This is a genomic window from Hymenobacter sp. DG25B (assembly GCF_000801315.1).
Lineage (GTDB): Bacteria > Bacteroidota > Bacteroidia > Cytophagales > Hymenobacteraceae > Hymenobacter.
Genome location: NZ_CP010054.1, coordinates 2,672,484 through 2,693,535 on the forward strand (window position 1 = coordinate 2,672,484; position 21,052 = coordinate 2,693,535).

Consider the following 21,052-nt stretch of genomic DNA (forward strand, 5'->3'; position numbering starts at 1 on the left):
TTTGCTTTTTCATCGTAGCGGGGTTTGCCGTAGCTTGCGGCTTTTATCAGGCCCTAAATACGCATGCCCCAACTTCAGATAGATGACTTGCAGGTGGAAGTGGTGCGCAAGAATATCAGGACCCTGCGGCTGAGCGTGCATATGCCCGATGGCCGCGTGCGGATATCGGTGCCGCTACGCACCCCGGAAGCCGCTATTCGGGAGCTGGTAACGGCCCGCCGCGCCTGGATTCAGAAGCACCAGACCAACTTTGCCGCCCGCGAGCAGCCCCGGCAGCTCGCCTACGTATCGGGCGAGCGGCATGCTTACCAGGGCCAGGCATATGAGTTGCGCGTGCACCCCAGCACCGGCCCGGCGCGGGTGGTGCTGCAGGATCAGCAGTTTCTGGACTTGTATGTGCGGCCGGATAGCACCCCGGAACAACGCGCCCTGGTGCTGGCTGGCTGGTACCGCCAGCGCCTGCGGGAGCAGCTCCCGACGCTGCTGGGAAAGTGGCAGCCGGTAGTGGGCGCGCAGGCCAGCGCGTGGGCCATTAAGAAAATGAAAACCCGCTGGGGCACCTGCAACATTCAGGCAAAGCGCATCTGGCTGAACCTGGAGCTCATCAAGCGCCCCCTGCCCTGCCTGGAATACGTGGTGGTGCATGAGCTCACGCACCTGCATGAGCGCTACCACAACGCCCGTTTCTGGGGTTTGATGGATGCGTTTATGCCCGACTGGCGCCAGCACAAAGCAGAGCTGAACCGGGTGCATCTCCGCAACAACCCCGGCGCGGATGCGTGCTGACCGGAACACTTTTCAGAGTTAGAAAACCGTCCGGCTAAGTACAGCCAACGTATACCGCCGCGTGGGGAAGCCGCAATAATATTGTCATGCAGAGCGCAGCGAATCGGCGTGAAGCTTCGCTGCGCTCTGCATGACGTTTCCAGGTATTGCTACAGGAAATTGGGCTGGTCCAGCTTTTTGGCAATGCGGTAGGCGGCATTCACCAGGCCCACATGGCTATAGGCCTGCGGGAAGTTGCCCCACTGGGAGCCGGTGCGGGCATCTACGTCCTCACTGAGCAGGCCCAGATGGTTGCTGTAGGTGATGAGCTTTTCAAACTCCCGAATGGCATCCTGGGTGCGACCCACGCAGGCCAGCGTTTCTACATACCAAAAGGAGCAAATGAGGAAGGTAGTCTCGGGGGTGCCAAAATCATCGGGGTGGCGGTAGCGGTAGAACAGTCCTTCAGGCGTCATCAGCTCGGCTTCCAGGGCGCGCAGATGCTTGTGGGTCCGCTCGGAGTTAGGGTCGAGGTAGCCCATCATAATCAGCTGCAGGGTGCTGGCATCCAGGTGCGGCGAGCCGATGGCATTGGTGTACACGCCCCGTTCCGCATCATAGCACTGCTCTATTCTGGCAGCCGCTTTGTGCATCAGTTCCGTTGCCAGCGCTTCCATATCGGCATTGCCCAGGGCTTTGGCCACTTTGCGGGCGGCGTTGCTTCCGGCCCAGTGAAACAGGTACGTGTAGCAATGGTACTGCGCAATGTGCCGGAACTCCCAGAGGCCGGCATCGGGCTGGTCCATGGTGGCTTCTATACGGTGCAGGGCCTCGTATACCAGACGGGTTGGGTTGGTGCGCTCCGGGTCAATGAAGCGGCAGTCGACGTACAGCGGCAGCAGGGCCACCAGCACCTGCCCGTACACATCGTTCTGAATATGGGTATAGGCATCATTGCCAATGCGCACGGGCTGGTTGCCGAGATACCCGGCCAGTGGCAGTTCCTGCTCCGTTAACTCGGAGGCCCCGCTGATGCCGTACAGCGGCTGGTACTTGTCTTTTACCTTGGTGGAGATGTTAGCGATGTAGTGGAAATACCGCTCCATCTCCTCAAAGTGGCCGATGTTATTGAAGGAGGTGAGCGTGTAATACGTGTCGCGCATCCAGCAGTAGCGGTAGTCCCAGTTGCGGGTACTACCGGGGGCCTCGGGCAGAGAGGTAGTGCTGGCCGCTATAATGGCGCCGGTGTCTTCGTACTGGTGCAGCTTAAGGGCCAGGGCCGAACGGATAACGGCTTCCTGATGAAAGTTGCTGATGCTGGTGCTTTTCACCCATTTGCGCCAGTACTCAATGGTGCTGCGCAGGAACCGCTCGGCGGTGCTTTCCAGAGACGCCTCCAGGGGGGCGCCGTAGGTGAGCACCAGGTAGCGGGGCTCGTTCAGCACAAAATCCTCGCCTTCCAGAATATAAGTCAACGGAATATCGGTGGTGAGCCGGATTTCCTCATCCAGCCCCAGAAAGGCAATGTGGTTGGAGCTGCGCCGGCGGTTGAGCTGCGTCTCGCCGTAATGGCCCACAGGGTTGCAGCGCACCCGCACGCGAGGCGAGCCGGCCAGGGGTTCCAGCTTCCGAATCAGCATCAGGGGCTTATAGTACCGCTCGTACTGCGGAAAGCGCGGGGCAAAGTCCGTGACCCGGTAGCGGCCTTCGGCGGTTTCAATTTCCGTGCAGAGCACATTGGTGTTTTGCAGATAATACTGCCGCGAGTGGTACTCTCCGGCAGTGACGGGCAGTACGCTGTACTCGCCGCCTTTGTCGGTGTCCAGCAGGTCGCCAAAGACAAAGCTGCTGTCGAAGCGCGGCCAGCACATCCAGGCCACTGAAGTGTCTCTGCGAATAAGGGCCAGAAAGGCGCAGTTGCCAATCAGCCCCATATCATAGGTATGTTTTGCCATAAGGTATCAGGGTAATAATCTGCCTTTTACCGCAAAAGCCAGCTTATAAACCGGTTCAGGTTGTACTAGTGCCCGGCTGTTGAGGTTGTCTTTTAGGTGGAATTGGCTTGACCGGGCGCTGAAAATCACCGCATAAAGAATAAATAGAAGATGTTTCTTTTTAAATTATTCTAATATTTAATTATATTTATTAAACCAGGTTTTGGTGTATGGCCCCACTTTATGCTACCGTATGATGCAGTTTCTACTGTACCTGGGACTGGGAATTTTGATGATGTGCCTGCCAACTCGTTCTGGCCTGGCAGCCCCAGCAGGCATGCCTGCACATCACGCGCTGACAGTTTCTGAAAGCCAATACCTCCGGGAGTTGCTGGATACCACCAGCACGCACACCACGCTGGCATTTGAGCACCTGGAACTGCGCGCCGGCCCGGGGGTGCGGCAATTCTATGCGCAGCAGGATTTTCACCCGGTCTGGACTACCGATACTGGCTGGTCGGGCACGGCTACGCAGGCCCTGCGAATACTGGCAGCGGCTCCCGGCTATGGCCTCTGCCCGCAGGAGTATAACTGCGCCCGGCTGCAGGCTCTGGCCGATACGCTGGCACGTACGGAACTCGCTGCCCACGCACCGCTACTGGCTGCTTATGAGCTCAGCCTGACCGATGCGCTGCTGCGCTTTGCCCTGCACCTGCGCTATGGGCGTCTGCAACCCGCTTCATTGCTACCCCAGGTGTATGATTCGGTGGCTACCCGGCAAGCGGCGCAGCACCTGCAGAAAGCCCTGGCCGCCCCGGATTTTGCCCCGGCTTTTTTAAGCTGCCAGCCAACCGGGCAAACTTACCAACGCCTGCTGGCCGCCTGGCAAATTCGCATAAAGATGACCAGCCCTTCCTCAATAACCAGCTTAGATTCTGTCCGGCAAGCCGAATTCCGCAGGGTGGCCATTAACCTGGAGCGGTGCCGCTGGAATGCCCAGGCTACGCCGGACACGGCTTTTTTGCTGGTGAATATTCCGGCGTACCGGCTGGATGTAGTAGGGCAAGGACGGGTACTGCGCAGCCACCGGGTAGTGGTAGGCAAGCCTGCCCAGCCCACGCCCCAGTTTGATGCCCGCTTGCACTTTTTCACGACGGCGCCGGAATGGCGCGTACCGGCCAGCATTGCCATTCAGGAAATTCTGCCCCAGCTCCGCCGCGACCCGGGTTACCTCTACCGGCACCAGTACCACCTCTACAACCGGCAGGGCCAGTCCATGAACCCCTACCGCATCAAGTGGAAAGCCATTACGCCCGAAAACTTCCCCTATACCATTCGCCAAATGCCCGGCCCGGATAATTCCCTGGGCAATGTATCCTACTACATGCCCAACGAGCACACCGTTTACCTGCACGATACCCCGGCACGCCAGCTGTTTGCCCAGCCGCAGCGGGCCTTTAGCCATGGGTGCGTGCGGGTAGAGCAATCGGTAGAGCTGGCCGCGTTTCTGCTACGCCGCAGCGGGGCACCGGAGCGGGCCAAACGGCTGGAGCACGCTGCCGCCGCTACCTGGACGCAGCGTATTAATCTGCCTCGCGCCTGGCCCGTGCACGTGCGCTACTACACCTGCGAGGCCACTGCTAATGGGCAGCTGCGGCACTATCCCGATGTGTATGGGCTGGATGCACCCCTGCTGGCCGCCTGCTTTGCCGTGGTGCCGGAGGCCGCGCAGTTACCGCCGCGCTAAACTATTCCGGGGCGCTGGTGGTATCTTACCTCGCGCACAATAATGCGCTTTCTCCCTCATGAAGCTTCTCTATGGATACCTCCGGCAATACTGGGGCCTGCTGGCCCTGGCCCTGTTGCTGGCGGCCATCAACCAGATATTCTCCCTGCTCGACCCCTACATTTTCCGGCAAATCATTGACCGGCACGTGGTAAAGCAAAATGGTACGCTGCACAACCTCTCCTTCTGGGCCTTTCTAGGTGGCGGGGCCGGTATTCTGATCCTGAAGGCTATGGGCGTGGCCATGGTATCGCGCATTGCCAAAAACTTTCAGGACTACTACGTCAACGTTATTACCCAGCGGCTGGGCGCGCAGCTCTACTCCGATGGCCTGCGCCACTCCCTGGAGCTGCCCTACCAGGTGTTTGAAGACCAGCGCTCCGGCGAAACCCTGGGCAAGCTCCAGAAAGTGCGCTCCGATGTTGAAAAGCTGATTCAGAGCTTCGTGAATGTGCTTTTCATTTCCCTGGTCGGCATCATTTTCGTGGTGTGGTACGCCATTAGCGTGTACTGGCCCATTGCGGTAGTGTATTTTCTGACCATTCCGCTGCTGGGCTCCCTGAGTCTGGTGCTGAGCCGGCGCATCAAAGTCATTCAGAAAACTATTGTGGCCGAAACCACGGCCCTGGCCGGCTCTACCACGGAAAGCCTGCGCAATATTGAGCTGATTAAAAGTCTGGGGCTGGCCCAGCAGGAAACCGAGCGCCTGAATGCCACCACGGATAAAATTCTGAAGCTGGAGCTCAAGAAAGTGCGCTACCTGCGCTCCTTATCCTTTGTGCAGGGCACGTTTGTGAACCTGATGCGCAACATTATTCTGCTGATGCTCCTGTTCCTGGTAGTGCAGCAGATTATTACCGTAGGCGAGTTCTTCTCCTTCTTTATCTACTCGTTTGCCATTTTCGGGCCGCTGCAGGAAATCGGGAGCATCATCAACGTGTACCGCGAAACGGAGGCTTCCCTGGCTAACTTCCAGCTGATTCTGGATACGCCCAAAGAAGTGAAGCCCCTACACCCCAAGGTGATTCAGCAGATTGAAACGCTGGCTTTTGATGCCGTGCACTTTAAGCACCTCACGGCTACGGCGCCGGCGCTGGATGGCATTACGTTTACTACCAAGCTGGGCGAAACCATTGCCTTTGTGGGCCCCTCCGGCTCGGGCAAAACCACGCTGGTAAAGCTGCTGGTGGGGTTATATCCGCCGGCGGCCGGGCGCATTCTCTACAACGGTATTCCCGGGCCGGAACTGGACCTGGATGCGCTGCGGGAGCAGATTGGCTTTGTAACCCAGGATACCCAGCTGTTTGCGGGCACCATTCGGGAAAACCTGCGCTTTGTGGCGCCCCAGGCAACTGATGCCGAGTGCCTGCGCGCCCTGCACCAGGCCGCCGCCGATTCCCTGCTGGCCCGCGCGCCGCAAGGGCTGGATACAGTCATCGGCGAAGGGGGCGTAAAGGTATCCGGCGGCGAAAAGCAGCGCCTGAGCATTGCCCGGGCCTTGCTGCGCCACCCTACCCTGCTGGTATTTGATGAGGCCACTTCGGCCCTGGATTCCCTCACGGAGGAAGAAATCAGCCAGACGGTGCGGGAGCTTTCCGGCTCGCGCCAGCACATCACCATCCTCATTGCCCACCGCCTGAGCACCATTCTGCACGCTGACCGCATATTTGTGCTGGAGCGCGGCATTGTTGCCGAGCAGGGGCGGCACGAGGAGCTGCTGGCACAAAAAGGTCTGTATTACGCCATGTGGCGGCAGCAGATTGGCGAGCGGCCCGCCCCGGTGCAGCCCGCCGCCCGGCTGCAAAAAGTATAGAAAAGAAGATGGGCCGGGGCTGTACTAAGTGAACTTATCAAGGCGTTAAGCTCCTTATTATAAAGCCTGTTGAAATAAGATTTCGGCAGGATTCTTGACTTACCCTGGCCCAAACGAAAGGAAATTCCTCATGACCCAACTCCGCATATTCCGCCGCTTTGCTGGCTTATGGCTGGCCGGTTGGCTGCTGCTGTCTTCTGCTGCCAACGCTCAGTCGGCTGCGGCCGGGGGCCAGCGCAATATCTTACAGGAAATTACGGATGTAGTGGGCCTGAAACCGCGCTTTGACCTGCGCGCTACCAGTGAGGTGCAGAATGCTGCTGCGGTGGTGTACAATGGACACCGCTTCCTGCTCTATAATCCGCAGTTTGTGGCGGCCGTAAACCGCGCCGGCCGCACCGATTGGGCTGGCATCAGCATTCTGGCCCACGAAATTGGCCACCACCTGAATGGACATACCCTGCGCGCCGGTGGCTCGCAGCCCGCCGATGAGCTGGAGGCCGATGAATTCTCGGGCTTTGTGCTGCGTAAGATGGGGGCCAGCCTGGCCGAAGCGCAAGCCGCCATGGCCGTATTGGCGGAGGACGCGCCTTCCGTAACGCACCCCGGCCGCAACAGCCGCCTGCGCTCCATTGGCGAAGGCTGGCAGCGGGCCAACCAGCAAATTGCGGCCAGCACCCGTACCAGTGCCCCCTCGGCCCGGCCGGCTATGCTGGCCAGCCGTCCGGCGGCGCAGCCGCGGGCAGCCGCCGCCCCGGTTAGTATAGTGGGCCGCATCAGCTTTCGGGATAATCCGGCCGAGCCTTATTACGTTACCAACCGGCTGAACGTCATTCGGGTAGGGCAGGACAACACGCCCGAGGTGATTGGGCAACTAACCCGTTCTAATAGCAACGACTTCCCGTTTGTGCTGGTTGATGGGCAGCAGCGCCGCCTGTATGTCAGCGAATCCGGCCGTATTTACAACGCCCGCGGGCAGCAGGTGGGCATGGTTTCCGACCCCTCCTAGCCTAGTCTTACAAACATAAAAAAGCCGGCCCTATCCCTTAGGGCCGGCTTTTTTCGTATGGATGGCAGCCGCCTTGCCAAGCGGCTTGTTCGTGCTAAAGTCTTACACCCTTACTCCCCTACCATGCCGGAACTGCCCGAAGTAGAAACTTACCGCCGCCTGCTGGATGAATTGCTGGTGCACCAAACACTGATAGATTTTGAAGTGCTGGATGCCCATGTGCTGGCTACGCCCGAAGAAGAGCTGCGGCAGGCGCTGGTGGGAGCTACCATAACGGGCACCCGCCGGCTGGGTAAAAACTGCTTTCTGGAGCTTTCTACCGGGCAAGTGCTGGCCGTGCACTTTGGCATGACAGGCGACGTGGGCGCCTACCGCCACGACCACGACCGGCCCCGCTTTACCCGGGTGGCCTTTCACCTAGGCAACGGCTTGCGCGTAGCCTTCATCGACCCACGCAAATTTGGCCGTATCCGGCTGGCCGCCAGCCTGGAGGCATTCAGTAAGGCAAAGAAACTGGGGCCCGATGCCCTGGCTATTACAGCAGCACAGCTGCAGCAGGCCCTTAGTAAACGGAAACAAGCAATTAAGCCGCTGTTGCTGAATCAGGCTATTACGGCGGGCTTAGGCAACTGGATTGTAGATGAGGTACTATTTCAGGCCCGTATTCATCCGGAAAGACCGGCCAACTCCTTAACAATTGAACATTTCAACGCCTTGCATCAGGCTGTTCAGCTAGTACTTACCACCGCCATTCAGCACGAAGCGGTGTACCGCTACTTTCCAGCGTCCTTTTTAATCCATGCCCGGGAATGGGATAATTCTCCTACATCGGAAACTACAAATCATCTGAATTGTCCAATTCATACAAACACCGTTATTGAAAAAACCTACGTTGGGGGCCGGGCAACTTATACTTGCCCGGTCTGCCAGCCTTCTTACAATCACTAGAATAGTGTAAAATTATGTCTCAAAAAGGGGGCATTTAGTGCAGTTAGACCACAAAATACCGCCTTAATGCACTGATAAATACAATATTACCTCATTTGTAATTTTCCTGATATATTCTTTCAATTATTGTCTTTTACCGATATCAATCAAAATATTGTTTTTACATTTGTGACAGGCAACACAGCTACGGATGTGGACTTTGCCGCGTTTGAGGTTGAAATGTAGTTGTTGAATTGGTAGCCCCGCTACCACCGCGCACTGTCACTTAATTCATTACTTACCAAAGCTTCCTGTACATGAAGAAATTGCCCCTTTTCCTGAGCCTGGCCATGGGCCTTATCTCCCTGGCATCCTGTGAGAAAGAAACTGTTGAAGTAGAGAATCCCGCTCAGAATAAGGCCGCTGCTGCTGCCACTTCGCTTACTGCGGCCCTGCCCGGCGGCACCTGGCACCTCACCGATATGACGTCTAGCGTTGTAGTGCCCGGTAGCAATGAGGTTTCCACTACCAGCATGTTTGCCCGACTGAAACCCAGCCTGCGCGACAACCAGATCCAATACCAGGATGGTGGCCAGTACATCGAAAACGAAGGCCAGCTGAAACAGGACGAAGATGCTCCTCAGCAGTCTACGGGCAGCTGGAAACTGAACGAAAAAGGTGATTCGCTCACCATCACCATTGGTCAGAGCGCACGTAGCTACGCCGTAGCCGAGCTCACCCCAACTTCTTTGCGCCTGCGTTCCACGCAAAGCGTACCCCAGGGTGCTTCCGTTACTACAACCTCGGTTTTCGCCCGCTAATCCGTCCTTATTGCCGGTTTTCAAAACCTGGCAAGCAAAACGCCCAGCTATTTAGCTGGGCGTTTTTTGTATAAGAATGGCCGAAACACTGAAGTTTGGGAAGGCTAGGATGCCGGGGATATTTCGTTGTTCTGCCGGGCTGCCTTTTGCGTGAGCGTAGTAAGCCAGGACTGACTTACGGCAGACTCACTTTCGTAGCCCTTGCGGCGCTCGTCCCCAGCTTCGCCGGTGGGGCCGGGCAAGGTACGGTTCACCCAGCTCAGCACATCGGCGGTGGTACCGGGGAACAGGCCGTGCACCGCCGACAGGAGCTTGGCCGGCAGCCCCAGAATTACCTCGGCGTCGCCGCGGCGGCAGGCATTCCAGATCTGGCGGGCCGCCATGGTGGCATCCATGGAAAGTACCGGCAACGAATCGGCGACAATAAACCAGGCAAATTCCTTTTGATGCTGGCCTTTTACCTGGGCATTGCGGGCACTGCCCGTGCGCATCAGGCCCGGGCATACGGTAGTTACCAGAATTCCCTCCTGCAGCAGCTCCGACCGGAATGCTTCGGAAAGGCCTACCAGCGCAAACTTGCTGGCGCTGTAGGGCGCCAGGTGCGGCACGGCTACTTTGCCACCCACGGAAGCAATGTTGACAATACGGCCTTCGCCGCGGCCGCGCATAGCCGGCAGTACGGCTTGCATGGCGTGTAGCGGCGCCCAGAAATGGATATTCATGGAGTCCTGATACTCACTGATATCCATATGATCCAGGGGGCCACCCGTGATGATACCGGCGTTGTTTATCAGGACATCAATGGCGCCCAGCTGCTGCTGCACTTCCTCCACCAGCGTGCGCACCTCGGTTGGCTCGGATAGGTCGCGCACCAGGGCCAGCACTTCGGCGCCGTCGTTGGCCAGCTCCTGGCGGGCGCGCTCCAGTTCGTCGGCGTCGCGGGCACAAATGGCCACTTTCGCCCCTTCAGCCACGGCCTGGCGGGCCAGCAGCAGACCCAGGCCCCGGGAGCCGCCCGTAATTAAAACCACTCGGCCATTGAGGTCATAGGAGCCGCGGCGGTTGCTCCACAGGGCGGCAGCAGCGACCAGCGCCCCTGCTCCCGCAGCCGCCAGCCAGTTGTTTCGGGTTTGTCGCTTCATATAAGCTTCTAAGCGAAGCACAGGGCAAAGGTTACAGACAGCGCCTTTTTTTCAGAATGATGCATAAATTCGTGGGCCAGCTCCGTTATTGGCGCATTCTTTTATAACTGGCACCATATTTACGGTACCGTTTGCCGGGGCCGGCTTTTCGCGGCCCTACTTCTCATTTCTGCCTTTAGTTGCTATGAATAAGCTTCTTGTTGCCTTTTCTGCCGCCGTCCTTTTTGCTGCTCCGCTGGGGCTGCGGGCACAAACGGTGAGCAGTAAAACCAAAGTAAAAACTGCCGCCGGCACTACCAAGACCAAGGAAACTATTCCGGCACCCGTGGCGGCGCGCCCGGCTCCGGCGGCCGCCAAAGTAGAGGAGCGGGCCACGGCCCTCACGGAAAACATGCAAAAAGCCCTGGGCCTTACCCCGCAGCAAACGGAAAAGGTGCAGCAGATAAACCTGAACAGCGTGCGCAACGTGGAAACCGTGCGACTGAAATACCGCAACGACCTGCGCAAAATGGCCGCCCTGATTGATGACATCGGCCAGTCGAGGTTGTCCTCGCTGAAAGACGTCCTCACGCCGCCGCAGTTTGACCGGTATCAGCGCAAGCGCGAAGAGAAAATGGGCGTGCCCAACGTAACCGGCACCCAGGGCACCCCCGCCCCCGGCCTGCCCGGCCAGGATGGCGAATAGCGAAGCAGAAACCCTTACAAAAAAGCCCCGGCACAGAAATGCCGGGGCTTTTTTGTAAGGGTTTTTTTCTGCTTAACCCTGCCAGGTTTCGTATCCCAACTTTAGAATAATACCGCTCACTACCACCAGAAACAGTACGCGTACAAACCCGGTGCCGCGTTGCAGGGCCACTTTAGCGCCCAGCGTAGAGCCCAGCATATTGCAGGCCGCCATAGGCAGGGCTACCTGGTAAAGAATCTGGTTGGTGAAGGCGAAATACAGCAGGCTGGCCAGGTTGGTAGCCACGTTTACCAGCTTGGCCGAGGCCGAGGCGGATAAAAAATCGTAGCCAAACAGCCCTACAAACCCGAACAGCAGAAAGCTGCCGGTGCCGGGCCCAAAGAAACCATCGTAAAAACCCAGGCACACGCCCATGAGCAGGCCCAGAAGTACTTCACGCCGGGGCGAAAGCCGGGGGGCGTGCAAAGCCCCGAAATCCTTGCGCCAGAAGGTGTATATCCCAATAACCACCAGCATGCCCAGCACCAGGGGCCGCAGCATGGCGGCCGGCAGCTGACTTACTACCCGGGCGCCCAGGAATGAAAATACCGCCGCAGTAGCAGCGGCGGCTCCCACGGCCTGCCACCGCATGGGTACCCGGCCTGCGTAGCGCCGCAGGGCCGCCGCCGTGCCCGCCAACGACGATACTTTACCCGTACCTAAGATAGTAGGCACCGGCACACCCTTAAGCAACAACAACATAGCCGGCAGCTGAATAAGGCCACCGCCACCCACTACGGAATCTACAAAGCCGGCTAAAAAAGCAAAAAGGCAAAGGGCAATCAGGGTCGTTGTCATAATAGAACCTGAAGATAGCGGCGCCATGTCTTTAGGTGAATAAAAAGTTGTAGAAAAGGCCAAATAAAGCATTCAGCCAAGTGTTTGACGCCAGTTGTCCACCCACTTGTCAAGCGGCAAGCGCAACAGCTAGTGGGCCTGCATATGCAGCTGCTTTGCCAACCTACTTTGGCGTTTCAAGCCATGCTACATAGCACGCAGGTGGCGAAAAGCAGAAATCATAAGTAGCTTGCCGGTTTGGTGGGGGTCTTTCTCCACAACCGTTTGGGTGTTCTGCCTGCTTATGTCTGCTTCTACTTCCGGGCGCCTCCGGGGCCTGCTTTCCCGCCTGGGCATCGATTGGTTTTTACTGGGCCTGCTGGGGGCGGTGGCACTGGCATATGCGTTTCCCGAGCTGGGCAGCAAAGCCAGTCCCCTGCCCTGGCACCGCATGACCAGCGCGGGCATCAGCCTGATTTTCTTTTTCTACGGCCTGCGTCTCAGCCCTGAGAAGTTGCGGGCCGGCATGCGCAACTGGCGGCTGCATGTTCTTATACAAGCCACCACATTTCTGGTGTTTCCGCTGCTGGCCCTGGCAGTGCATCCCTTATTTGGCACTTCGGAAACCAGCCAGCTGCTGTGGCAGAGCATCTTTTTTCTGTGCACGCTGCCTTCCACGGTATCTACTTCTGTGGTGATGGTTTCTATGGCCGGGGGCAATATTCCGGCAGCTATTTTCAATGCTACCCTTTCCGGGCTGCTGGGCATTGTGGCCACCCCGCTCTGGACGGGGCTGGTGCTGCACACCGCCACCGGCAACGCCGCCCTTAGCAGCCTGGCCCTGGATTTATTGGTGCAGGTGGTACTGCCCGTGCTGGCGGGGGTGGTGCTGCACCGCTGGCTGGGCGCCTTTGCCGAGCGGCACCGCCTGCGCCTGCGCACCTCCGACCAGGTTATTATTCTGCTGCTGGTTTTCACCTCGTTCAGTGAGTCGTTTGCGCAGGGAATATTCCACAGCTATGGGCTGCTGGATGTGCTGTGGCTGGCTGCTGGCATGCTGGGCCTTTTCCTGCTGGTGTTTGGTGGTATTGGGCTGCTGAGCCGCGCCCTGCACCTGCCCCGCCCCGACCAGCTGACGGCGCTTTTCTGCGGCTCTAAAAAATCGTTGGTACATGGCAGCGTGATGGCTGCTATCCTGTTCCCCAATATGGCCGCTACGGGGGCGCTGCTGTTGCCGCTGATGCTGTATCATGCCTTGCAGATTCTGGCCGCCAGCGTGCTGGCCCAACGGGCCGCCCGGCAGGAATCGGTTACCTGAATAAGTCAATCATCCAATTTTTATTACGCCTCTATGCTTCACTTACGGCGTTTTAGCTACTTTTGAGGCTTGTTATATTCCAAAAACCACCTATTCCCGGCATGAGAAAATTCTTTCTCCTTTTCGCCTTATTTATTGGCCTCATTAGTACGGTTTCGGCCCAGTCTACTACCAAAGAACTGTTCACGGCCGTGCTGAGAAACAAACCGGCCGATGTGGAGACGCTTTTGGCCAATGGTGCTAACCCCAACGCCACCGTAGAGATGATTCCGGGCTTTCCCACCACCTGCCTGATTGTGGCCGCCGGCAACAACCGCCTGGAAATTGTGAAGCTGCTGGTGCAGCACAAAGCCCAGATAAACCAGACCGACAACTTCAAAGCCACTGCTCTGATGGCCGCAGCCGGCAAAGGCAACCAGGAAATTGTAACCTTTCTGCTGGAAAACGGTGCCGATGCCAAAGCCAAAGATGAAGACGGCAAAGATGCGCTGGCGGCGGCCAAAGAAAGTGGCAATGCCGCGGTAGTTACCCTTTTAGAGCAAAAGTTGAAATAACGCTTTGCCTTAATCTCATAAAAAAGACCGGACCCTCACCTGGGTCCGGTCTTTTTTATATTGCCAGCTCCATGGGAGGGCGGCCAGTTTTTCCGGCTTTATGCCGAGCGCACCGCAGGCACGCTTACCGCAGCTTTTCCTGGAAGAAGGCCAGCGTGAGGGCCCAGGCTTCCTGTGCCGCCTGGGGGTGGTAGCTGGGTCGCTCGTCGCAGTGGAAGCCGTGGTCGGCGTAGGAAATAACGGTGTTGATGTAGGGCTTATCTGCGGCTTCTACGGCCTCTATTACCTGCGCAATCTGCTCCTTGCTGATGTGCGCATCCAGGCCGCCCCAGAAAAACAGGTGCGGCGCGGAGAGGTCGGCGGCGTACCGGGTGAGCTGATGCGTGCCGCCCCCGTAGTACGACACGCCGGCGGCCAGCGGCAGCACGGCATTGGCCAGGAATGCTACCCGGCCGCCCAGGCAGAACCCAATACTGCCAATCTTATCGGACAATACCGCGTCCTGGGCCTGCAGCCAGTCGTAGCTGGCCCGCAAATCGGCCGCGAGGCCTTCGTTGGTAATGGCGCCGTAGTGCGGAATGGCCGCGGTGAAGTTGTCGTACGGAAACTCCTGCCCCGGCTTGGCCGTGCGGTGATAAATTTCCGGGGCAATGACCACGTAGCCGGCCTGGGCCAGCCGGTCGGCTACGCTGCGGATATGGTGGTTTACGCCAAAAGCCTCCTGGCAAAGAATGATGCCCGGGCGGGGCTCTTGTGTATTGGGGAAGGCAGTATAGGCTTGCAGTTGGGTATTATCGGCGGCAGTAAGGGTTACGGCGTTTGGGTAGCTCATGAGAGTGCAGATTATAAAGTTTAGCAAGCAAACGACCAGCCGGCCGCAATGTTTGGCTATTGCCAGAATCCTGTTTTCCCGGGTTTCGGCCCTACTTTTCGGAAACAGCAGGTCTGCAGGCCGTTAACGGTTCATGACCAGGAAAAGCAGATTGTGGTAGACAATTCCCTCGGCGCCGTTGTACATGCCCGCTAGTCCGGCCTCTTCCATAATTTCTTCTACCTCCTCATAATCCCGCAAAAAATCTATTTCCACGTCCTTGGAGTGCTCATCCAGCTGGGTATGCGTGAGGTAGCGGCGGGGCTCTTCCAGGGTTACGAACAGCTTCTGATCATAGGTCTGGGCAATGAGCAAGGCGTCGCAACGGCGGCCCTGGCTGCCGTCTTCTTCCTCCTCATCATGGTCAGCATTGGGGCCGGCATGCACATACACGGTGGTTTTTTCGCTGGGGGCGGCGTGCAGAAAAAAGGTGGCGCTATCGAGGCTCATGGGAACGGGAGAAAAGGAGAAAGAGAAATGAATGAAAAACGCCCGGCACCTTCCTGTTACAGAAGCCGCACAATAAGGCCGGTCCAGCCGGTTTGGTGGCTGGCGCCCATGCCGCGGCCGTTGTCGCCGTGGAAGTACTCGTGAAAGTAGAGATAGTCGCGGAAGTGGGGGTCGGTTTGCAATAGCTCCGCATCACCAAAGGCCGGCCGGCGGCCATTCTCGTCCTTCAGCAACAGCCGGGTAAGGCGGGCCGATAAAGCATCGGCCACCTGTTTAAGGGTGTGCAGGTTGCCGGAGCCCGTAGGAAACTCAATCTGAAAACTGTCGCCGTAGTAGAAATGATACCGCTGCAACGACTCAATAATCAGATAGTTGATAGGAAACCAGATAGGGCCGCGCCAGTTGGAATTCCCACCAAACATGCTGGACTCCGCCTCGCCCGGCACGTAGCCCACGGAAAAATCGGCGTCGGGGGTGCTGAACACATAGGGGTGCTCCAGATGGTAGCGCGACATAGCCCGGATGCCGTAATCAGAAAGAAACTCCTCTTCATCGAGCATGCGCGTGAGCAGACTGCGCAGGCGGTCCTGCCGCAACAAGGAAAGCTTGTGCCGGGCGGCTTTGCCGGGCTCCTCCCACCGGGACACCAGCTGGGCCAGATGGGGCCGGTTCTCAATCAGCCAGCGCGCCCGCCCGGTAAATTCCGGCAGAGCATCCAGCAGCTCCTGGTCAATTACCTCAATGGCAAAAAGGGGAATCAGCCCCACAATGGAGCGCACTTTCAGCTTGGTGCGGGCATCATCGGGGGTGTGCAGCACATCGTAGTAGAAACGGTCTTCCTCGTCCCAGAGGTTGAAGGCGCCGTCGCCGCCGCGGGTCATGGCATCGGCTATGTAGAGGAAGTGCTCAAAGAACTTACCGGCCATTTCCTGGTACACCGGGTTGGTTTTGGCCAGCTCCAGGGCCATGCGCACCATATTCATGGCAAACATAGCCATCCAGCTGGTGCCGTCGCTCTGCTCAATCTTGCCGCCGGTGGGCAACGGGGCGCTCCGGTCGAACACGCCAATGTTATCCAGCCCCAGAAAGCCCCCTTCAAAGATGTTCCGCTCGCTTTTGTCCTTGCGGTTTACCCACCAGGTAAAATTGAGGGCCAGCTTGTGGAAGACAGCCTCCAGAAAAGGCGTATCGGGGCGGCCGTTATGCAGCTTTTTGTCCATCTGGTACACGCGCCAGGTGGCCCAGGCGTGCACGGGCGGGTTCACGTCGTTCAGGTTCCACTCGTAGGCGGGCAGCTGGCCGCTGGGGTGCATATACCCATCCTTGGTGAGCAGGCGCAGTTGAGTTTTGGCAAACTCGGCATCTACCATGGCCAAGGGAATGCAGTGGAAAGCTAAATCCCAGGCGGCATACCAGGGGTATTCCCACTTATCGGGCATGGAAATGATATCGGCGTTGTACAGGTGCCGCCATTTGCTGTTGCGGCCCTGGCGCCGGCCCGGGTCCGCGGGAGCCATGGCCGGGTCGCCGTCCAGCCACTGGGCTACATCGTAATAGTAGTACTGCTTGCTCCAGAGCATGCCCGCAAATGCCTGGCGCTGAATGTTGCGCGCATCGGGGCTGGTCAGGGTTTCCTGAATGCAGTCGTAGAACTCATCGGCCTCCCGTTTGCGGGTGTCAAAATGCCGCTCGAAGTTGGCGAAGGGCGCATCCCATTCGTTTTTGCTCAGGCGCAGGCGCACTACCCGCTGCTGGCCGGGCGCCAGGGTGAGGTGGTACTGGGCCGCTACTTTGGTGCCGCGCTGCTCTTGATTGACGGCGCTTTTATTGCCGGCCACCACATAATCATTTATGCCATCTTTAAAAAAGCGGCCCTGCCCGGGTAGGCCATAGCGCCGCACCCCGTTGGTTTCGTTGTCGCAGAACAGCAGGGTGGGCTTCTGGTCGCAGTAAAAGTGGTATTGGCCCAGGGTTTTATGGTGGAGATTGACGCAACCAGGCTTGCCGGCGTGCATTTCGGGCTGGTAGTCATCCTGGCCCCAGCTCCAGGTGTTGCGAAACCAAAGCTGCGGCAGCACTTGCAGGCGGGCCCGGCGCGGGCCACGGTTGTGCACCGTCACTTGAATCAATATATCATTAGAGCTGGCTTTGGCATATTCAATGAATACATCAAAGTAGCGGCCCTCATTGAAAATACCGGTATCCAGCAGCTCATATTCCGGCTCCAGGCGAGTACGGCGGGCGTTTTCATCCAGCAGCTTTTTGTAGGGGAAGGCACGCTGCGGATATTTATACAGCATTTTCATGTAAGAGTGCGTGGGCGTGCTATCCAGGTAGTAATAGCACTCCTTCACGTCCTCGCCGTGGTTGCCCTGGCCATTGGTGAGGCCAAACAGCCGCTCTTTCAGCTGGTTATCAGCACCATTCCACAGAGCTACCGAAAAGCAGAGCAGCTGCTCATCATCGGAAATACCGCCTATGCCCTCCTCGCCCCAACGGTAGGCGGTGCTGCGGGCCATATCATGGGGCAGGTAGTCCCAGGCGTTGCCATCGGGGCTGTAGTCCTCGCGTACGGTGCCCCACTGCCGCTCCGTGAGGTAGGGGCCAAACTTCTTCCAGTGAGCTGTCTGCGCGTTATTTTCCCTTAAGCGTAGTTGTTCCTGCGTCATAGTATCGGGTTACGCTAAGCAGCCAAATACGTGGGTTACCGGCCGGGCGTTTTATCAGCCCCGGGAAGATACCCTCAAATCCGTAGACCCAATTTTTATCCTCCTTACTCTGTGCTATTTACTCTTCTTATGATGAAATTTTATTAACCTGGAACTATCCAAGACGTATTTGGCTTCTGCAGCCGAACAGATAGAAAAATAGCTATATGATTAACGTGCAGTTGAAGGATGCGGGCTTTTATGAAATTGCATGGCCCCACCCGGCCGAACAGGAAGGAGTAACCTACGTGCGGCCTGACGCCCGAGAGTATGTACGCGTTTTTGTACCCGCCAACTCTACGGAGGTAGAAGTGTACGCCGGCAACCTGAAAGAAGGCAAGCTGGTATTCCGGGGCCCGGCCCAAACCGCTGCCACCCTGCGCTGGCTGGCGCATAACCGCAATTAGGCGTTACCCTACCACAAAGGTGCGCATACTCATGCCGCCAAAGGATACCTCCTCAAAGGCGTGTCGGATTTCGTCGTCCGTCTCGGCCAGGCCCAAGCTGTACAGCATAGGGATATAATGGTCGGGGGTGGGTACGGCCAGCGGGCCGCTGGCGCCGGCCTGCTGGTAGTGGGCCAGGGCGTGCAGGTCGCGCTGATTAATGCGCTGTTTAGCCCAGGCATCAAACTCCACGGCCCACGCATAGGGTGTGGCGTCATCGGCCATGAACTTGGGCATGCTCTGGCGTAGATTGTGCACTATGTTGCCGCTACCAATGATCAGCACGCCCCGGCGCCGCAGAAACTGCAGCTGCTTGGCTAACTCCGCGTGAAAAGTGAGCGGCTGGTAATAGTCGATACTGAGCTGGAAAACCGGAATATCTGCCTCCGGAAACAGGTGATGCAGTATGGTCCAGGAGCCGTGGTCGAGGCCCCACTCGTCGGAGGGGTGCGCATCGGGCAGGGCGGCCAGTACTTCCTTGGCTACATCGGGTGCGCCGGGCGCCGGGTATTGCATGTCAAACAGCTCCTGCGGAAAGCCACCGAAGTCATGAATGGTTTCGGGCCGCTCGTTCGTAGTTACAAACGTGCCCCGCGTGAGCCAGTGCGCCGATACCACCAGAATAGCGCGCGGCGGTTGCAGATTTCGGATATCTGTGCCCAGCTGATGCAGCGCCTGAGTAAAGGCATTATCAGCCAGCGCATTCATCGGCGAGCCGTGCCCTACAAAAAGCACCGGCATTTTGGCCGTTTGCTGGAAGGAAGAAGCAGTGGTATGGAGGTCTTGCAGGGAGCTCATGGCAAAGGCAGAAGGCAGAGAATATCCGGACCAATTACCAACACGGCCCGGACCTGATTTTTAATAATAACAAAATAACCCCGCTTTAGCTTCCTCGGCCCATCACCCCAAAGCATATCAAGGTCAGTGGTTATTTAGGCTGATAAGCCCCACCGAGGCCACCTCCCGGGATTTGGGTACTTTGCCGCGCCGGTAGGCATTAGGTCAGATTGCTTCCGGCCAGACTACCGCATTTGCTTAGTCCCACCCTATGCAGCGAATTCTACCGGTTATTGTTCTGGCGCAGTTTTTCTGTACCTCGCTCTGGTTTGCCGGCAATGCCATTGCGCCGGATATAGCCGCTCAATTTCACTTGCCGCCCGGCTTCGTGGCCTATCTGACCAGCGCCGTGCAGCTGGGCTTCATTACGGGCACGCTCACCTTCGCCGTACTCACCATTGCCGACCGCTTCTCCCCTTCCCGCGTGTTCTTCATCAGTGCGCTGGTGGCTGCCCTGTGTAACCTAGGCATCAATCTCGGGGGCATTGGCACGGGGGGCTTGCTGGCCTTCCGGTTTCTGACCGGCTTTTTCCTGGCCGGCATTTACCCGGTAGGCATGAAAATAGCCTCCGATTATTACCAGGCCGGGCTGGGGAAGTCGTTGGGGTATCTGGTGGGCGCGCTGGTGCTGGGCACGGCCTTTCCGCACCTGCTCAAAGGTCTTGCCGGTCAACTCCCGTGGCACTACGTTACGCTGGCCACCTCGGCGCTGGCGGTACTGGGTGGCATAGCGCTGGTTTTACTCGTGCCCGATGGCCCATTTCGCAAAGCCGGCCAGCACCTGCAGCTCACGGCCTTTCTGGATGGGTTTCGGCGGCCCCGGTTCCGGGCGGCGGCCTTTGGCTACTTCGGCCACATGTGGGAGCTGTATACCTTCTGGGCCTTTGTGCCTATTCTCCTGGCTACCTACAACCGCGCGCATCCCACGGCGGGGTTTTCTGTGCCCATGCTCTCCTTTTTCATTATTGCTGCAGGAAGCCTGGCCTGTATAGGTAGCGGGCTGCTTTCTCAGAGGCTTGGGCCGCGCCCGGTGGCCACGGCTGCGTTGGCGCTGTCCGGAGTGTGCTGCCTGGTGTCGCCGCTGATGCTGCGGGGCAGCTCGCCTACGCTGCTGGTTGTGTTTCTGGTGTTCTGGGGTATGGTAGTGGTAGCCGATTCGCCGCTATTTTCCACGCTGGTAGCGCAGAATGCCCCGGAGGCCTCGCGCGGTACTTCTCTTACTATCGTAAACTGCCTGGGCTTTGCGCTGACTATTGCCAGCATCCAGTTCACCAGTTGGTTATCCCAGCATATCGACCCAACTTATCTGTTTCTAACGCTGGCTGTAGGGCCTGCGCTGGGGTTAGTGGGTTTGCTGCGTAACTGGGAAGAGACATTAACACCCGTGCAGTAAAAGAGCTTTTGCACTCGCTTATTTTTAATCAAATGGAGATAAATAAAACTGACTTAAAATTTTTGACTCCCTTTTTATTGTATCTTATATTTGGAATATATAATTCCCATATTTACAACTATATAGATAATCAAAAAACTCTTCGCCTTACATTTGATTGGTTTACAGCTCCATCAATCATTCTAGGTTTTATTTATTCTTATTATTCCATATTTCAAAGAGGAGCACAACAAGCACTTTGGAGAAAGGCAGCAGGATTACTTGCACTTACATCAATTTTTACACTTCTATTTCTAACCTCGTCACAGGGATATGTAATCCTTTGGAATGCCAACTTCGGCAATCAAGACAAGATTATATTACACGGCAAAGTTTCTAAATTGGATTATCCTAAAAACAAAAAACCACTAAACTCTCATGCTGTTTTTATAAAAATTAGCAATACTAATAAAATTATAAACTTGGATGTCCCATCCAACAATTATGTTGTTGGACAAATTTTTGAGAAGAAAATGATAAAAGGCTCTTTAGGAATTTTGTACGCTCGTTAAAATACTAACATGATTGACCAACCAAACATAAACTTATCAGTTACAAAAGAGGAAGCATTAGTCCTTTTTTGATTTTTTAGCAAGGTTTAACCAAGCTGACCACCCAGAATTTTTTGAAGACCAAGCGGAACAGAAAACACTTTGGAATCTTGAAGCGCAGTTAGAAAATCAGTTAGGAGAGCCTTTCAGTCCTGATTACAAAGACATTATTAGTAAGGCGAGAAAT

Annotated in this window: 19 protein-coding genes; 12 read left to right on the forward strand and 7 right to left on the reverse strand. The window is 57.0% G+C overall.

From position 1 onward, the window contains the following. Positions 1-63 precede the first annotated feature (63 nt). Positions 64-786, forward strand: coding sequence for a M48 family metallopeptidase (locus PK28_RS11440; protein ID WP_044513962.1), 723 nt, complete (start codon positions 64-66; stop codon positions 784-786). A 149-nt stretch (positions 787-935) separates the two neighbouring features. Here the strand turns inward: PK28_RS11440 and PK28_RS11445 are convergent, their stop codons facing one another. Next, positions 936-2,720, reverse strand: a complete 1,785-nt coding sequence (locus PK28_RS11445; protein WP_044513964.1) for a glycoside hydrolase family 15 protein — start codon at positions 2,718-2,720, stop codon at positions 936-938. A gap of 316 nt (positions 2,721-3,036) precedes the next feature. Between PK28_RS11445 and PK28_RS19050 the strand changes: the two genes are divergently transcribed. The 5 genes from PK28_RS19050 to PK28_RS11470 all read left to right on the forward strand — a co-directional run bounded on the left by PK28_RS19050 (position 3,037) and on the right by PK28_RS11470 (position 9,055). Continuing rightward, positions 3,037-4,446: a L,D-transpeptidase scaffold domain-containing protein gene (locus PK28_RS19050; RefSeq protein ID WP_197070406.1), complete on the forward strand. Its 1,410-nt coding sequence runs from the start codon at positions 3,037-3,039 to the stop codon at positions 4,444-4,446. Between the two features lie 58 nt (positions 4,447-4,504). Further along, positions 4,505-6,298 carry an ABC transporter ATP-binding protein gene (locus PK28_RS11455; RefSeq protein WP_044513967.1) on the forward strand — a complete coding sequence of 598 codons (1,794 nt, stop codon included), beginning with the start codon at positions 4,505-4,507 and terminating at the stop codon, positions 6,296-6,298. Positions 6,299-6,428: 130 nt separating this feature from the next. Further along, positions 6,429-7,307 (forward strand): M48 family metalloprotease, encoded by an 879-nt coding sequence (locus PK28_RS11460; RefSeq protein WP_048825923.1) that lies wholly within the window; start codon positions 6,429-6,431, stop codon positions 7,305-7,307. Between the two features lie 123 nt (positions 7,308-7,430). Continuing rightward, positions 7,431-8,255 carry a DNA-formamidopyrimidine glycosylase gene (gene mutM / locus PK28_RS11465; RefSeq protein ID WP_044513970.1) on the forward strand — a complete coding sequence of 275 codons (825 nt, stop codon included), beginning with the start codon at positions 7,431-7,433 and terminating at the stop codon, positions 8,253-8,255. A 296-nt stretch (positions 8,256-8,551) separates the two neighbouring features. Continuing rightward, complete coding sequence (locus PK28_RS11470; protein WP_044513972.1) at positions 8,552-9,055, forward strand: DUF5004 domain-containing protein; 504 nt, start codon at positions 8,552-8,554, stop codon at positions 9,053-9,055. Positions 9,056-9,159: 104 nt separating this feature from the next. Here the strand turns inward: PK28_RS11470 and PK28_RS11475 are convergent, their stop codons facing one another. Continuing rightward, positions 9,160-10,218 carry an SDR family NAD(P)-dependent oxidoreductase gene (locus PK28_RS11475; protein ID WP_316931934.1) on the reverse strand — a complete coding sequence of 353 codons (1,059 nt, stop codon included), beginning with the start codon at positions 10,216-10,218 and terminating at the stop codon, positions 9,160-9,162. 163 nt (positions 10,219-10,381) lie between these two features. Here PK28_RS11475 and PK28_RS19560 point away from each other — a divergent pair, with 163 nt between their 5' ends. Beyond that, the gene (locus PK28_RS19560) at positions 10,382-10,882 is read left to right on the forward strand and encodes a DUF4890 domain-containing protein (RefSeq protein ID WP_156126360.1); all 501 of its coding nucleotides are present in this window, start codon (positions 10,382-10,384) and stop codon (positions 10,880-10,882) included. Between the two features lie 72 nt (positions 10,883-10,954). Here PK28_RS19560 and PK28_RS11485 read toward each other — a convergent pair whose 3' ends face one another. Beyond that, positions 10,955-11,719: a sulfite exporter TauE/SafE family protein gene (locus PK28_RS11485; RefSeq protein ID WP_044513977.1), complete on the reverse strand. Its 765-nt coding sequence runs from the start codon at positions 11,717-11,719 to the stop codon at positions 10,955-10,957. A gap of 283 nt (positions 11,720-12,002) precedes the next feature. Between PK28_RS11485 and PK28_RS11490 the strand changes: the two genes are divergently transcribed. Further along, positions 12,003-13,016: a bile acid:sodium symporter family protein gene (locus PK28_RS11490; RefSeq protein ID WP_044513980.1), complete on the forward strand. Its 1,014-nt coding sequence runs from the start codon at positions 12,003-12,005 to the stop codon at positions 13,014-13,016. 101 nt (positions 13,017-13,117) lie between these two features. Next, positions 13,118-13,570 (forward strand): ankyrin repeat domain-containing protein, encoded by a 453-nt coding sequence (locus PK28_RS11495; protein ID WP_048825926.1) that lies wholly within the window; start codon positions 13,118-13,120, stop codon positions 13,568-13,570. Positions 13,571-13,694: 124 nt separating this feature from the next. On the opposite strand, the gene PK28_RS11500 is transcribed toward PK28_RS11495, so the two are convergent. The 3 genes from PK28_RS11500 to PK28_RS11510 form a co-directional block, all read right to left on the reverse strand. After that, positions 13,695-14,402: a dienelactone hydrolase family protein gene (locus PK28_RS11500; protein WP_044513982.1), complete on the reverse strand. Its 708-nt coding sequence runs from the start codon at positions 14,400-14,402 to the stop codon at positions 13,695-13,697. Between the two features lie 123 nt (positions 14,403-14,525). After that, on the reverse strand, positions 14,526-14,891 hold the full coding sequence (locus PK28_RS11505) for a hypothetical protein (RefSeq protein ID WP_044513985.1): 366 nt from the start codon (positions 14,889-14,891) through the stop codon (positions 14,526-14,528). A 56-nt stretch (positions 14,892-14,947) separates the two neighbouring features. After that, positions 14,948-17,560: an MGH1-like glycoside hydrolase domain-containing protein gene (locus PK28_RS11510; protein ID WP_044513988.1), complete on the reverse strand. Its 2,613-nt coding sequence runs from the start codon at positions 17,558-17,560 to the stop codon at positions 14,948-14,950. 206 nt (positions 17,561-17,766) lie between these two features. On the opposite strand from PK28_RS11510, the gene PK28_RS11515 reads away from it, so the two are divergent. Next, positions 17,767-18,006 carry a hypothetical protein gene (locus PK28_RS11515; RefSeq protein WP_044513990.1) on the forward strand — a complete coding sequence of 80 codons (240 nt, stop codon included), beginning with the start codon at positions 17,767-17,769 and terminating at the stop codon, positions 18,004-18,006. A gap of 3 nt (positions 18,007-18,009) precedes the next feature. On the opposite strand, the gene ygiD is transcribed toward PK28_RS11515, so the two are convergent. Then, positions 18,010-18,843, reverse strand: coding sequence for a 4,5-DOPA-extradiol-dioxygenase (ygiD, locus tag PK28_RS11520; RefSeq protein WP_044513993.1), 834 nt, complete (start codon positions 18,841-18,843; stop codon positions 18,010-18,012). 250 nt (positions 18,844-19,093) lie between these two features. On the opposite strand from ygiD, the gene PK28_RS11525 reads away from it, so the two are divergent. Together PK28_RS11525 and PK28_RS20465 are read left to right on the forward strand one after the other, a co-directional pair. Further along, positions 19,094-20,275, forward strand: coding sequence for an MFS transporter (locus PK28_RS11525; protein ID WP_044513996.1), 1,182 nt, complete (start codon positions 19,094-19,096; stop codon positions 20,273-20,275). Positions 20,276-20,307: 32 nt separating this feature from the next. Further along, complete coding sequence (locus tag PK28_RS20465; RefSeq protein WP_156126361.1) at positions 20,308-20,826, forward strand: hypothetical protein; 519 nt, start codon at positions 20,308-20,310, stop codon at positions 20,824-20,826. Positions 20,827-21,052 lie beyond the last annotated feature (226 nt).

What these genes read in the sequence shown, in the direction of transcription:
- PK28_RS11440 (WP_044513962.1), top strand. Translation starts at nt 64, where the DNA reads ATGCCCCAACTTCAGATAGATGACTTGCAGGTGGAAGTGGTGCGCAAG.
- PK28_RS11460 (WP_048825923.1), top strand. Translation starts at nt 6,429, where the DNA reads ATGACCCAACTCCGCATATTCCGCCGCTTTGCTGGCTTATGGCTGGCC.
- PK28_RS11455 (WP_044513967.1), top strand. Translation starts at nt 4,505, where the DNA reads ATGAAGCTTCTCTATGGATACCTCCGGCAATACTGGGGCCTGCTGGCC.
- ygiD (WP_044513993.1), bottom strand. Translation starts at nt 18,843, where the DNA reads ATGAGCTCCCTGCAAGACCTCCATACCACTGCTTCTTCCTTCCAGCAA.
- PK28_RS11505 (WP_044513985.1), bottom strand. Translation starts at nt 14,891, where the DNA reads ATGAGCCTCGATAGCGCCACCTTTTTTCTGCACGCCGCCCCCAGCGAA.
- PK28_RS19050 (WP_197070406.1), top strand. Translation starts at nt 3,037, where the DNA reads ATGCCTGCACATCACGCGCTGACAGTTTCTGAAAGCCAATACCTCCGG.
- PK28_RS11495 (WP_048825926.1), top strand. Translation starts at nt 13,118, where the DNA reads ATGAGAAAATTCTTTCTCCTTTTCGCCTTATTTATTGGCCTCATTAGT.
- mutM (WP_044513970.1), top strand. Translation starts at nt 7,431, where the DNA reads ATGCCGGAACTGCCCGAAGTAGAAACTTACCGCCGCCTGCTGGATGAA.
- PK28_RS11510 (WP_044513988.1), bottom strand. Translation starts at nt 17,560, where the DNA reads ATGACGCAGGAACAACTACGCTTAAGGGAAAATAACGCGCAGACAGCT.
- PK28_RS11515 (WP_044513990.1), top strand. Translation starts at nt 17,767, where the DNA reads ATGATTAACGTGCAGTTGAAGGATGCGGGCTTTTATGAAATTGCATGG.
- PK28_RS11470 (WP_044513972.1), top strand. Translation starts at nt 8,552, where the DNA reads ATGAAGAAATTGCCCCTTTTCCTGAGCCTGGCCATGGGCCTTATCTCC.
- PK28_RS11445 (WP_044513964.1), bottom strand. Translation starts at nt 2,720, where the DNA reads ATGGCAAAACATACCTATGATATGGGGCTGATTGGCAACTGCGCCTTT.
- PK28_RS11525 (WP_044513996.1), top strand. Translation starts at nt 19,094, where the DNA reads ATGCAGCGAATTCTACCGGTTATTGTTCTGGCGCAGTTTTTCTGTACC.
- PK28_RS11490 (WP_044513980.1), top strand. Translation starts at nt 12,003, where the DNA reads ATGTCTGCTTCTACTTCCGGGCGCCTCCGGGGCCTGCTTTCCCGCCTG.
- PK28_RS20465 (WP_156126361.1), top strand. Translation starts at nt 20,308, where the DNA reads ATGGAGATAAATAAAACTGACTTAAAATTTTTGACTCCCTTTTTATTG.
- PK28_RS11500 (WP_044513982.1), bottom strand. Translation starts at nt 14,402, where the DNA reads ATGAGCTACCCAAACGCCGTAACCCTTACTGCCGCCGATAATACCCAA.
- PK28_RS11485 (WP_044513977.1), bottom strand. Translation starts at nt 11,719, where the DNA reads ATGACAACGACCCTGATTGCCCTTTGCCTTTTTGCTTTTTTAGCCGGC.
- PK28_RS19560 (WP_156126360.1), top strand. Translation starts at nt 10,382, where the DNA reads ATGAATAAGCTTCTTGTTGCCTTTTCTGCCGCCGTCCTTTTTGCTGCT.